This is a genomic window from Microbacterium luteolum (genome assembly GCF_039533965.1).
Taxonomy (GTDB): Bacteria; Actinomycetota; Actinomycetes; order Actinomycetales; family Microbacteriaceae; genus Microbacterium; species Microbacterium luteolum.
Window position 1 is genome coordinate 1,684,216 of the sequence record NZ_BAAAUN010000001.1, and the last position, 12,300, is coordinate 1,696,515.

A 12,300-nucleotide genomic window follows, 5' to 3' on the forward strand; every position below is an offset into this window, starting at 1 on the left:
TGGACGTTTTGCGGGGATCGAATGATCGGTTCTAGTCATGAAGCTCACGCGACGCCGTGGCCTGCCCGACCTGTATGCGATCATCGTGCGAAACAGCGGGCGCAGTCGCCAGCGCTCTGGTCACATGGGCGCTCCTGCGCACCGGCCTCCTGCGCCAGTGATCCGAAGTCTCCCAAATCGTTCACGGAGTGGAACGGTCGCGTACGACGCCCTCACTCCGCCAGTGGAAGCAACGACGCCGAAGCACACCTTCGAGGGCACCCTGACGTTGAGTGACACCGCGAGATCAGGAAGTCTGGCGAACACCAGCACCAGCGAACCGACTTGCGTCAGGTTTGTCGAAGTGAACGACGTCTTATCCACACGTCAGTCAATCGTGAGTGGATTGGAAAAGAAGTATGGTCCGCTCCGCGAGTTCGGAGATCACCGAGTTGTCGAACCCGAACAGAGCCGAACGAGTGCGGTTCTGAAGTGGCGAGATCAGATGGGGAGGAAGGTTTGCAGTGCCGGACAGAATCCCCGCCACCGAACCGACGGTTGCGCCGTTTGAGTCCGTGTCCCAGCCACTCATCACGACGCGCCCGACAGCGGTTGTGAAGTCCCCTTCGGCCCAGAGGAGAGCGGCGACCACGGCAGCAGCATTGTTGATCGTGTGCACCCAGGAGTAGTGCCCATACGCGCTATGGATCTCGTTGAGCGTGTACTCCCACGTGGAGCCCTCGCCGTGCAGTCGCAGGACGTGGCGGATGGCTTCCGCAAGCCGCGACCGCGGGGGCACGACTCTGAGCGCCTCCACGATCGCGGTCTTCGCGTCGTCCGTGACGAATGCGGACGCAACGAGCGCCGCTGCCCACATCTCCCCGTAGATGCCGTTGCCGGTGTGGGAGAGCGCGGCATCCTGGTACGACGCTCGTGCTGCTCCCCAAGGGTTTCCTGCGTGGACGTAGCCGAAGACATCCGCGCGGATCTGAGCGCCGATCCACTCACGATAGGGGTTGCGTCGACTTGCCGTGCGAGGAGCACGTACGCCATCGACGAGATTCGCGTAAGCTGCTCGCTCAGCTGTATACATCTGCCCGATGGGCAACAATTGCATCCAGGATCTGCCGACCAGGTCCGGTGTGAGGTTCGGTCCGTAGGTTTCCAGCAGATGGAGACCGAGGATGGTGTAGTCGATGTCATCATCGCGCGCTGATCCCGCCACGTTGCCGCGCGTGGTCTCCGGCCAGTTCCGTCGAAGTTCGAACCCCTCAGGCTGAGGGTCCAGTTTGATGAAGTAGTCACGCAAGGGGTATGAATCAGTCAACCGCAGGTAGTCCGCGATACGATCGACGGTCCAGTAGTCGCCCAGCTCGACGGGCTTTCCGAGATTGCAGCCTGCAATGCGCCCCAGCCAGGCGGCGTGGATTCCGTCATGTGCCCTTACAAGGTCGACATCATGGTGCGCCGGCTTTTGAATGAGCGTGGCTTCGATGTCGGCTAGAGGGGTCGGTTCTTCATAGGTCCAGTCGCCGGAGCGTGCGGAATCCTCGAGGGCATCGACGAGAGCGAGAACCGCTTCTCGATCGGTGGCATCTATGAGGTTCGCCTCGGACACGACGTCCGTGACCTGGTAGCCGCTCTGTCGTCGCTGATCGAGCTCGTCGCTGAGCAGTACGCGCACATCCGAAGGGTTGTAACCCTCGACACGGTATGAGGGGTTCAGCACGAGACTCTCGGGATTCGTGGAAGCGGTCACGGGTTCTCCGATCGTTGGCGTGATGGGGTCGGTTCACTCGCAGAGGTCACAAGATCGGTCGAGAGGATCATGTCGGAAGTGGGGATCGAGCGCTGCGCGCCTCTCCGGAGGGTCGCCAGCGCAGCAGCACGTGAACCCGCTCGCATCGCTTCGCGCATACCCACCGCTCTGCTCAGGTTCGCCGCAAGCACCCCGCAGTATGTGTCTCCCGCGCCGGTGGTGTCAAGTGGGTTCACGCGTACGGCGTCAACATGCTCGACCGCTCCGTCCCGGTCACAGTAAAGGCTGCCGGAAGATCCGAGAGTGACGATGACTCGGGGAACTCTGGCCAACAGCGCTCGGGCGGCGGCAGCAGGGTCCTGCAGGCTTGTGTAGCTGGTCGCCTCGTGCTCGTTGACGATCAGCACATCGATCCACTGCCAGAGCGCGTCAGCGATCGGAAGCGCTGGCGCTGCGTTGAGCAACAAAAGCGCTTGGGGGTGTTTGATTCGGCCCACCACCTCGATCAGGTCAGCCGGCGTCTCGAGCTGCATGACGATGATCCTGGCCCTGGCGACACTCGCCTCCGCCTCCGGCGTCGGCAGCGTGCGCAGGTTGATGTTGGCGCCCGGGACGACGACGATACTGTTCTCGCCGGCATCGCCGAGCATAACGATCGCTCGACCGCTGGGGCCGGTGTGGCGACCTGCCAGGACATCGATCCCCTCGGCCTCAAGGGACGCCCGAAGTTGATCGCTTGCATCATCGTCCCCCACACAGCAGATCAACGTTGTGGCTGCGCCTCCCGCGCGGGCGGCCGCAACCGCTTGATTGCCGCCCTTTCCGCCCGGGCTGCTGAGGCAGCCTGTCGCCACGACCGTCTCGCCCTGCCCGGGAAGACGATGCATGGTGAGTGATTCGTCCAGGTTGATGCTCCCGATGACCACCACGGAGCCCGTTGTCGGAGAGGTCGAGGTCATGGCGTGAGAGCGTCCGCGAATGTCAACCCGGCAAGTTGCGGGATGCTCAGCCCGGCAAGACGACTCGTTGCGATGGTGACGTCAGCCGGAATCCAATCCTCTCCGAAGCGAAGCGCGGCTGCAATGCCCGCCAGGGCCGGGAGCGTGGCGCCGTTGTGTGGCTGTGCAAGCGTGCCCAGCATCAGATCTTCGGCGCTCGAGGCGGCAGCCACGTGCGCCAACAGGAACGCAAGAGTCTCCGGTGCCGCAGTCGGGTAACTATAGATCCAGTCGCCAACCTCGACGCTGAGCCGCCGAGCCCGTGCCAGCGGGGCCGGCGTCTGCTCGGCAACTGCAAGTGCATCTTCCGCCACCCTCCGGCTCCACGTTCCCGAGGGAAGCGATTCAGCTACCGCGCGGGCGGCCTCGCGTCCATCAGCGCCGCGGGCGAGGCGCGAGAGCAGAAGCGCTACCGCGACGGCGCACCACAAGCCGTCGCGGGCAGTGGTGTACTGCGCATCCTCTTTGGCAGCCTCGAGGATCGCAGCCTCGTGGTCGTGCGCAGCCGCCGCGGCCGCGGCACGCACCATTGCGAGATCATCGAAGTAATGCGGATTGTCATTGCCCGCTTGATGCGGAGCAAGCCCGCGAGACAGGTTGAGCAGTGCGCTATGAACTCCGATACGAACTCCCGCCCGAGAGTCGATTCTCGAGGCCGCGAGTTCACGCCACTCTTCAAGGCGTTCCGCGTTCGTGCGATGTTGCAGCGTGTACGAGAAGACGAACCACTCACTCGCTTCCGCGGGGGCCGGGTGCAGAAGCGCAGGCGGGTTCGCATGGGCAAAGGGCCGGGGAACGTTCGTGACGTGATCCCGATCGGCGAGCTCGGTGAGGAAACGCTGGCGATGAACGCGTTTCGGAGGGAGCGAGTGAATGTGGAAGTCGCTGTTCAGCGCGCCGGCGGAATCGCCGGCTATCAAACCCCGGACCATCCTCTCGGTGTGGGAGTTCATCGCGGTGTCCTCTCGATCAGGGCGACCAAGTCGTCGGCGGCATCCAGGGGGTGAATCCCTGCCATGGAACGGATGCAGGATCCCTCGACCGGCCGAAGTCCTGAGACCCAATCGCCAGGGAACCCCTCAAGTCCGCTGATGGCCCCTGCGATGCAACCGGCAATGGCGGCGTTCGTGTCAGCGTCGCGCCCGAGGTTCACCGCGTACAGCAGACTGTCTCGAACGTCGCCGTCGCCGACGAGCAGGCTTGCCATCGCGAGCGCCACCGCCTCCGGGCCGACGTCGGCCCAGAAGTACACCGGCACAGCGAGCCGCTCGCCGAGCGCGACGGCGAGTGCTTCGTGAGCAAGCCCGGACTCCACGAGCGCCTGCGCATCCCGAAGATTCCGTGCCGTCCAGCTGTCTTGGGGGATGGCTGCCAATGCTGCGTCGAAGCACTCGCGCGCAGTGGCACCGGCCATCGCAGCCGATACCGCCACCGCCACGACCACCCCGCAGTGAATACCCTCGCCGCTGTGACTGACCATGCCGTCTGCGATCGCCAGTCGAGCGGCGACCTCGAGGTCACCGTTTGCGACTACGCCGATCGGAGCGACGCGCATCGCGAGCCCGTCACTCCACGCGTGGATGTGGTCACCGGTGAGCGGCGGCCGGATTCCACGGCGGAGATTGTCGATGGCAGCCATCTCGGAGAAGCCCCCGCCTTTGAAGCCATCGGCCTGCGGCAGTACGTCTTCTATCCATGACTGGGCAAAGTCGTCATGAGTGGCGGAGATTCCCACTCGTTGAAGGGTCTTGGCGGTGAGAAGCGCGTACTCGGTGTCATCGCTTCCGGCCGGGTTCTCGGCGAGGAAGCCGGTCACCCGCCCGTACTGCTTCTGGATCTCTCGAGCCGACAGCGCCTCCACTGGTCGGCCTATGGCGTCGCCGAGGGCGAGGCCGGCCATCGCACCTCGAGCGCGAGACCTCAGAGTCAGTGGCGGAGTGTGTACGGTCATATCGGTGCGTCCTCGTAGGTATTGGTGGTCATCTCAAAGTCAAGGTCTGGTGAGCGAGCGTGAGCAGACGGTCCAACTGTGCTCTCGAATCGTCGATGTCGTTGCGGATCATTTCGGTGGCGACGTCGGTCACGAGGTCGGCGTAGTGCGCGATGCTCGTACGGCTGGCGAGCTCGATCTGTGTGAGCCAGTCCTGATCGACAACGCTGCTGCCGCCAAGGCCACCCGTGATCGATCCGACCATGCTCGCAATCGAGTCCGAATCGCGGCCGTAGTTCACGGCGCCAAGGATGGTGGCTCGGAAATCGCCGTCATGGGCTACGAGGAGGCCGAGGGCGACCGGCAGCTCTTCGATCGCTTTGGTGCGTGAGGGAAGACGAGCGTCGAGGTTAGGTTGACGGTAGTGCTCACCCACGGTATCGAACGGACGGATGGCGTCGCGTAGGCGCACCTCGACATCAGCCGCCGCAACCTCAACGCCGCGGAGAACTCGGGCGGCATCCACGACGGCGGAGATGGCGGCGTAAGTGCCGTCGTGTGCCGAAGACAGAGCGACATCGATGACCGAGTCAATGGTCGCACCGGGCGCCCCTGACTCGGCAACAGCCGCCGCGAACACTCCGGCCGCCTCCCTCCCGTAGCTGGACTGGTGGGCTCCAGCGATGTCGATCGCCTCGGCGTACGCCCGCTGCGGGTTCGCGAGGTTCACGATTCCCACTGGGGCCATGAACATGGCCGCTCCACAGTTGACGGCGTTGCCGACGCCGGCCTCACGCGGATCGATATGCCCGACTTGCAAGCGGGCGACCAACCACTTCTCGGCCAGAAACACGCGCTGCAGCAGGATCGACTCTCGCTCGAGTTCAGGAATCCACCACAGATCGGTCTGCATCATGGGAACGAGGTCGGAGGCGATCGCGAATGCGTCAAGGTGCGTCCGGCGGCCGGCATAGACCTTGATCAGTGCCTGCGTCATCAACGTGTCGTCCGTGATGTGCCCGTCACCCTTGTGGTACGGACTGATCGGCCGGCGCGTCTTCCAATCCGGGTAGAACGGACCGACGATGCCTTCGACTCGTCCACCATGCCGTTCCCTGATCTGCTCAGGGCTGTACCCTTCGGTGGCGCCGCCGAGTGCGTCGCCGATCGCAGAGCCGGCGAGGATGCCGAATGCTCGATCTCTGATCCAGCTGCCTTCCATGGTTACCTTTCAGGAGTGAGTGCTGACCTTGCGAGAGCGGACTGTGCCACCCGCCCCCGCGAGTTCAGCGGTTGGTCTGGTTCCAGCCATCGACGAGTTGCGACTTCAACTGCTTCTCGTCGATCGCCCCGGAGAGGAACTGCTGATAGGCAGGTGTCGCCACGGTCGTCTTCCATCCCGGATAGTTGGTGGCCGCAGAAGCAGGAGCCGGGACCAGGCTCTCGCCGGACTGCAGTACGGCTCCCCATCCGGTCTTGTCCGCGGCGAGAGAGGCGAGCACGTCGCGGCCCTCCTGCGTCGGCGGGATGAGTCCTTCTGCGAGGTTGAGCTCCGCCAGGTTCTCCGCTTCCATGTAGAAGTCCAAAAACTGCGCCGCCTCCTCGATGTGATCCGACTCCGCTGACACCGAGATCGTGGAAGGGATCGCGGCCTGCTGGCTGCCATCGGAGCCTTCGAGAGGCGGGAGAACCACCCAGTCCACACCCTCAGGCGCATCGGTTTCGAAGTTCGCGATGTGGTACGACTGCTGCAGCAGCATCGCCGCCTGCCCGGCATAAAACGTCGGCAGAACATCGGCACTTGACTGAGAGACACCTGCCGGATCGAGCGAACCCGCCTCGATCATGTCCTTGACGCGGTTCGGAATGTCCATCTCAGCTGCTCCGACATCGAGTTTGGCCTCGCCGCCTTCGCCGCTGAAATACTCGGCACCGAACCCGAGCCCGAGACTGACGAACGCCGCGGTCGGACTCTTCAGCCCCCACGCGAGTCCGTGGACGCCAGACGATGAGGTCGCCGACGCAAGGGCTTCAAGGTCATCCCAACTGAGCGAATCGCCCGTGGGCACTTCCTGGCCCGATGCCTCGATCAGGCCACGATTCGCGAACACGACGTAGGTCTGCATCTCGATCGGGATCCCCGCGAGGATGTCATCGATCTGGACGGCCCCCCTTACGCCCTCATCAATGCTGTCCACCGTCTCCTCGGACAGATGATCATGGAGGTCGGCGACGAAGCCCTGCTCGACGTACTGTCTGATGTCCTGCGCATCGTCCATGAAGATGTCGGGGAGCGTGCCGCCGGCGGCCTGTGTGCTCAGCTTCTCGTACACAGAGTCGATCGGCGTCAACACCAGATCGATCTGAATATCCGGGTGGTTCTCGTTCCAGGCATCGACAATCGCCTGATTGGCGGTTTGACCGTCTGTGGTGTTCGCGAATGCTTGGAAGGACAGCGTGATCGGTCCTCCGGCGTCGTTCTCGGCAGATCCTGCGCATCCTGCCAGTAGGGCAACCGTGAGGGTTGTGCCGAGAGCGAGGGCTGCGGGTTTGTAAAGCTTCATTGCTTGGCCTTTCTTTCTCTTTGGAACGTGCGGTTAGTAGTCGAGGTCATCCTTTGACCGCGCCCGAAAGGAGGCCGTTTCCGAGGCGGCGCTGGACGATCGCGAAGAAGACGATGCTCGGAATGCTCGCGAGCAGCGCCGCAGCCGCGAGCGGCCCCACATCTACGCGCCCGTCCGATCCGACAAAAGCCGCAAGTGCCACGGGAAGCGTGTACGTGCTGGGCGTCTGCAGAAGGACCAGGGCGAAGAAGAACTCGTTGAAGGAGATGACGAACGTGAACATGGCGGTTGCGACGAGCCCCGGCTGCAGGAGCGGGAAGATCAGCATCCGCAGGACCGTGAACCTTCCCGCTCCGTCGATTGCCCCTGCCTCCTCGATCTCCACAGGGATCGAGGCCACGAATCCTTGCAGCATCCACAGCGAGAAAGGCAGGTTGAAGACGACGTATACCGCTGTCAGGCCCACGAGCGAATCAATGAGCCCGACGTTCCGAAGAATGAGGAACAGCGGGATGATGATGAGGATGACAGGGACGATCTGGCTGACCAGCACCCATCCGACACCGAGAGAGCGGCCCAATCCTCTCGACCGCGCCATGAGATATGCGCCCGGTACGGCCAGCACCATCACCAGCACGGTCGATGCCAGTGAAACGACGATCGAGTTCGCCGTCGCCATCACGAGGCCACGTCCGCCGGAGAGCGCTTCCGCGTAGTTCTCGAGGGTGATCGGCGTCGGAATCAAATTGACGGCGAGAGAGTTGAGCTCCTGACCGGTCTTCAAAGACGTGGCCAGCAACCACAGCAATGGGAAACCCAGGAAGATCAGAAACAGTGTCAATGCGCCGTACTGGAAGATCCGGGTCAGCGAGTTTGTGCGATTCACGATTGACGCCTTTCTCGGAACTGAGCCCACAGGTAGCCCGACAGCAGCACGATGATCACCAGCATGATCACGTCGCCCATGGCGGCCGCCAACGCGATGTCACGGGACTTGAACGCTTCGACGTAGGTGAAGAGCATCGGCAGCATCGTGGATGTGCCCGGACCTCCCTGAGTCAGCACATAGACGAGACCGAAGGAGTTGAAGTTCCAGATGAAACTCAGGGACGTGATCGAGACGATGATCGGCCGCAAGGAGGGCAAAGTGACGGAGACGAAACGACGCATAGCCCCGGCACCGTCGATCTCAGCCGCCTCGATAAGTTCCTTGGGGATCTGCTGGAGGCCCGCCAGCAGCGTGACGGTGTTCTGGGGCATCCCTGCCCAGATACCGACGACGATGACCGCCGGCAATGCCCAGGTGAAGTCGCCCAGCCAGTTGATGTCCGAAGGCAACCCCACCTGGCCGAGAAGCCAGTTCAGCGGCCCTCGGGTTGGCGAGTAGATCATCTGCCAGATGATCGCGATGACCACCGGCGGCATCGCCCAGGGGAGCAGCGCGAGGAGGCGCGCGAGTCCCCGAAGCCGGAGGTTCGTATTAAGCAGCAGCGCGAGCGACAGACCCAACAAGAACTGACCGGCCGTGACGACGACGCCCCAGAGGATACCGACGCCGAAAGACCGCCAGAAGAGCGAGTAGTCAGCCAGAACTTCGAAATTCTCCACACCCACAAAGTTCGGCAGACCCTTCTGCAAGAAAGTGGCGTCCGTAAAAGCCAGCGAGATTCCCCAAATCAGCGGAGCGACACTCAACACGAGAACCGGGATGAGCGAAGGCAGAACGAGCGCCGCGGTCTCCAGCCGGGTTCCCTGCATCGGCGCCCTCGAGCGGCGCGGGGACCGCTCGAGCCTGGTCTTCATGCCGATGATCATCAGAGTGCACCTCCACACGACGCGCGCACGTGCAACTCCGGTTCGAACGCGACTCTCTCGATGGGCCGTTGCGGGTGCTGGAATCGGGCTTCGAGCATTTGTGCGGCACGTGCACCACGTTCAGCGGCCCGGAGGCTGACGCTTGTAATGCTGGGAATGAAGACTGAGCCAAGTTCCGTGTCATCCAACCCGGTGACCGCGACATCATCCGGCACGCGAAACCCCCGCCCGACGGCAACGTTTATAGCCGCCATCGCCAAGAGATCGTTGGCCGCGACAATCGCGTCGAACGGGAGCTCGGTGTAGTTCCCACGCTCAAAAAGAGCATGAGCCGCCACTACGCCTGCCCCAACGGTGAAGTCAGCGGCGGAGATCTCCAGCATCGGGTCTGCAGCAATTCCTGCGACCCGCAAGCTCTGCGCAAAACCACGAGCACGCACCTCGCCCGGGTTCGTGTCAGAAGGCCCATTGATGAACGCGATGCGTCGTCGCCCCCTCGCGATCAGATGCTCGGCTGCGATCGCGATCGCCTTGCCCGAATCGATACGGACGCTGTCCACTTGCACCGACTCGCTCACGGAGCCGATGACGACCGTCGGGATCGCGCTGGAGGAAAGCCGTTCCTCCAGCAGCGAGCTCCGCCGGATCGGGCTCAGAATGAGTCCATCTGCGCGTCCGCGGCTTACCGCCTCGACGAGGTCCACAGGAGTCCCGCTGTCGCGGCCGACGGTCGCCACGCTGACACGGGGCCCGGTGTAACCGAAGGTGCGCTCGATCGCGCGAAGCATCGCGACGTAGTTCGGGTTGCCGATGTCATCGACCGCGAAGAGCACCTGCCGCGACGCACCGAGTTTCAATGAGCGAGCGGTCGAATCAGGCACGTAGCCCAGTTCCCGCGCCGCCAGCTGTACCCGCTCACGTACGTCGACACTGGCTGACTTGTCGGTGAGCGCACGCGATGCGGACGAAACCGAAACACCCGCCTGAGCCGCCACGTCGACGAGAGTCACCCGCCGAGGGAGGGCGGCTCCCCCCTTGGCGTGACTCGTGACGTGTGACGTGTGCACCATCGCACCATTCCTTTGCAAACGTTTCCAATGGGAGTAAAGCGGGGTAAGAATAGCCCAAAACCTACGCTTGTCAACCCACACTCTCGAGATATGAACCGTCATCACTCTCAACGGGGACGATGCGCCGAAAGCGCAGAACATTCCATGCTGGAAGAGAGCACGGCGACGCTCACAGAACTGGTTCCATCTCTGGCCGATTCCGATATCACGGACCTCTTGCGCGTTCCAGTCCCAAGCGAGTCCGGGTGGCGATCACTTGGGAAGTGCATCAGCGTCTCGCGCTGCCACGGGTCCGTAGGAAGTAGCCAGGAAGAGACTCGGATCTGCGCCACCAGCCGCCGTTCAGTGGGCGCGCGCGCCTGCTGGTCCCATCGAGGTCTCATTGATTTCCGCAGGGCTCGCAGTCGCACGGTTCAGCCGCCACAGCCGCAGGGCGACATGAGTATCGAGTCGGCGCGGTCCTCGCCGCCAAGACGGATCAAGCTCGCTGTCGATCCTGTCGACCCGCTGCCGCACGGTGTTCGGATGAATACGCAGGACCTCGGCAGCGTCGTTGATCGACCCATTGGCGTCGAGATACGCGAGCGCCGTTGCCAACAGCACGTCTCCCCGTGATTGCTTGAGGAGAGGACCGAGATGCGCAGCGAGGAAGCGGCGGGCTGTCGCCGGATCCCCGTCTCGGAGAAGAAGCCCCGCGACTCCCGCCTCTGCGCCGCCGGCGATCGCGCCGGGCTGGCCGGTCGCCCTCATGGCTGAGGCGATTGCAGCTGCCTCCGCGTACGCGCCTGGGGCCTTGGCTAGTTCCGGGGAGCTGGCGATACCGCCGAAGCACGGCAGGTCGGAGACCAGCGCGGTGATCCGCGCTCTGAGTGCTTCTTCCGGGCTCCGCGCAACGATCACGACACGTCCGAGGTAGCCTGCGACGATCGTGTGGCCGGTTTTGGCCAGCTGGCGGACGCGCCCGAGCAGTCGGCGCCTGCTCGAGTCGTCCGGTTCGGAGGGCACCAGAACGGCGATGCTCGTCTCGCGGTCCGTGCCGAGCGCACGCTGCACCATCGCGGGCGAGAGCGTCGGGCGCTCCGGGTCCGGCGGCGAGACGAGCGCGCTCACCAGCTCGTTCTCATGAAAGTGGCGCACGTCATCGATCGTCCGGTCGTAGAGCAGCGCGATGCTCGCGTAACGCGCGACCACTGATGCCACCACGCCCGGCACCTCTGGCGGAGCGTCGCGGGTGACGATGACGAACCCTGGGGCGGCATCGCCGATGAGGGCCCCGCGCTCCTCATGCGCGCTTCCCTGAACTTCCTCGGGCTCGCTGCGCTCTGGGGAAGCCGAGCAGGCGAGCTCGGAGCCCGTGGCGTCCAGCACCCGAAGCTGCGCCCCCAGCATTGTTCCGGCAACGTCGAGGAGTTCGTCGAGGCCACGATGCTCCGCGAGCTCGCCGGCCAATCGGGTCTCGATCTCGCTGCGCACACCGTCTGCCGTCAAGACGCTCGCGAGGTCGGCGGCGGCCTTCTTGGCCGCCCTTCGGGCGACCTTCTCGCTCTCCTTCGCGCCGACCAGTTCGACCGCTGCCGCGGCGAGGCTGGCGATCTGCTCCAGATGCTCCCGTTGCGCTTGCGTGAACGCTCCGGGTGTTCGGTTGGCAGTCATGAGCGCGCCGACCACCTTGCCGGCGATGCGAAGCGGCGCCCCGAGGATCGCACGGACTCCCTCCTCGACGACGACGTGGTCGATGTCCGGCAGGTGCGTCTTGCCCTCGTCGGGAAGGTAGTCGGGTGTCTCCGCGATGATCCCACCAGCCGCCAGCCCCAGCACGCCGGTGCCCAGCGGCATTCGGATGGCGGCGTAGGACTCTGTGCGGACCCCGTCCGTGGTCCGGATGAATGTCTCGGCGCTCTCAGAATCATTGAGGCTCAGATAGGCGATGTCCGTGCCGAGCAGCAGCCGTGCCCTACGGACGATCGACGACAGGAGCATCTCGGGGTCGCGAAGAGTGGAGATGTCGCGCGCGATGTCGGTGAGTGTCGCCGCGATGCTGGACGGTACCGGAGTCATAGCGTCATTCTCCTGCCTGGATGTGCCCGACGAACACCATCTGCCAGAGAAGGGTCAACTTCGCACACATCCGCCGACCTCCGCGGCGTGCGCTACTCCCTCCAGCGGCCACGGCTCCGACATAGAG

10 protein-coding genes are annotated in these 12,300 nt (G+C 63.9%); all 10 read right to left on the minus strand.

Translation table 11 applies throughout. The features are described 5' to 3' along the window. Positions 1 to 370: 370 nt before the first annotated feature. Positions 371 to 1,738 carry an ADP-ribosylglycohydrolase family protein gene (locus tag ABD648_RS08220; RefSeq protein ID WP_282214476.1) on the minus strand — a complete coding sequence of 456 codons (1,368 nt, stop codon included), beginning with the start codon at positions 1,736 to 1,738 and terminating at the stop codon, positions 371 to 373. Next, positions 1,735 to 2,697 (minus strand): ribokinase, encoded by a 963-nt coding sequence (locus tag ABD648_RS08225; protein ID WP_282214477.1) that lies wholly within the window; start codon positions 2,695 to 2,697, stop codon positions 1,735 to 1,737. The genes ABD648_RS08220 and ABD648_RS08225 overlap by 4 nt, the downstream gene beginning before the upstream one ends. Then, a complete protein-coding gene (locus ABD648_RS08230) occupies positions 2,694 to 3,689 on the minus strand; it encodes an ADP-ribosylglycohydrolase family protein (protein WP_282214478.1) in 996 nt (331 codons plus the stop codon). The genes ABD648_RS08225 and ABD648_RS08230 overlap by 4 nt, the downstream gene beginning before the upstream one ends. Next, entirely contained in the window at positions 3,686 to 4,636 is a 951-nt protein-coding gene (locus ABD648_RS08235) for an ADP-ribosylglycohydrolase family protein (RefSeq protein WP_282214479.1), read from the minus strand. Before ABD648_RS08235 ends, ABD648_RS08230 begins: the two co-directional genes overlap by 4 nt. 79 nt (positions 4,637 to 4,715) lie before the next feature. Then, positions 4,716 to 5,888, minus strand: a complete 1,173-nt coding sequence (locus ABD648_RS08240; protein ID WP_282214480.1) for an ADP-ribosylglycohydrolase family protein — start codon at positions 5,886 to 5,888, stop codon at positions 4,716 to 4,718. A 64-nt stretch (positions 5,889 to 5,952) separates the two neighbouring features. Next, positions 5,953 to 7,230: an ABC transporter substrate-binding protein gene (locus ABD648_RS08245; RefSeq protein ID WP_282214481.1), complete on the minus strand. Its 1,278-nt coding sequence runs from the start codon at positions 7,228 to 7,230 to the stop codon at positions 5,953 to 5,955. Between the two features lie 46 nt (positions 7,231 to 7,276). Then, the gene (locus tag ABD648_RS08250) at positions 7,277 to 8,146 is read right to left on the minus strand and encodes a carbohydrate ABC transporter permease (protein WP_344708792.1); all 870 of its coding nucleotides are present in this window, start codon (positions 8,144 to 8,146) and stop codon (positions 7,277 to 7,279) included. Next, entirely contained in the window at positions 8,113 to 9,045 is a 933-nt protein-coding gene (locus ABD648_RS08255; RefSeq protein ID WP_282214483.1) for a carbohydrate ABC transporter permease, read from the minus strand. Before ABD648_RS08255 ends, ABD648_RS08250 begins: the two co-directional genes overlap by 34 nt. After that, the gene (locus ABD648_RS08260) at positions 9,045 to 10,055 is read right to left on the minus strand and encodes a LacI family DNA-binding transcriptional regulator (protein WP_282214484.1); all 1,011 of its coding nucleotides are present in this window, start codon (positions 10,053 to 10,055) and stop codon (positions 9,045 to 9,047) included. The genes ABD648_RS08255 and ABD648_RS08260 overlap by 1 nt, the downstream gene beginning before the upstream one ends. A gap of 402 nt (positions 10,056 to 10,457) precedes the next feature. Next, the gene (locus tag ABD648_RS08265) at positions 10,458 to 12,095 is read right to left on the minus strand and encodes a helix-turn-helix domain-containing protein (RefSeq protein ID WP_282214485.1); all 1,638 of its coding nucleotides are present in this window, start codon (positions 12,093 to 12,095) and stop codon (positions 10,458 to 10,460) included. Between the last annotated feature and the right edge of the window lie 205 nt (positions 12,096 to 12,300).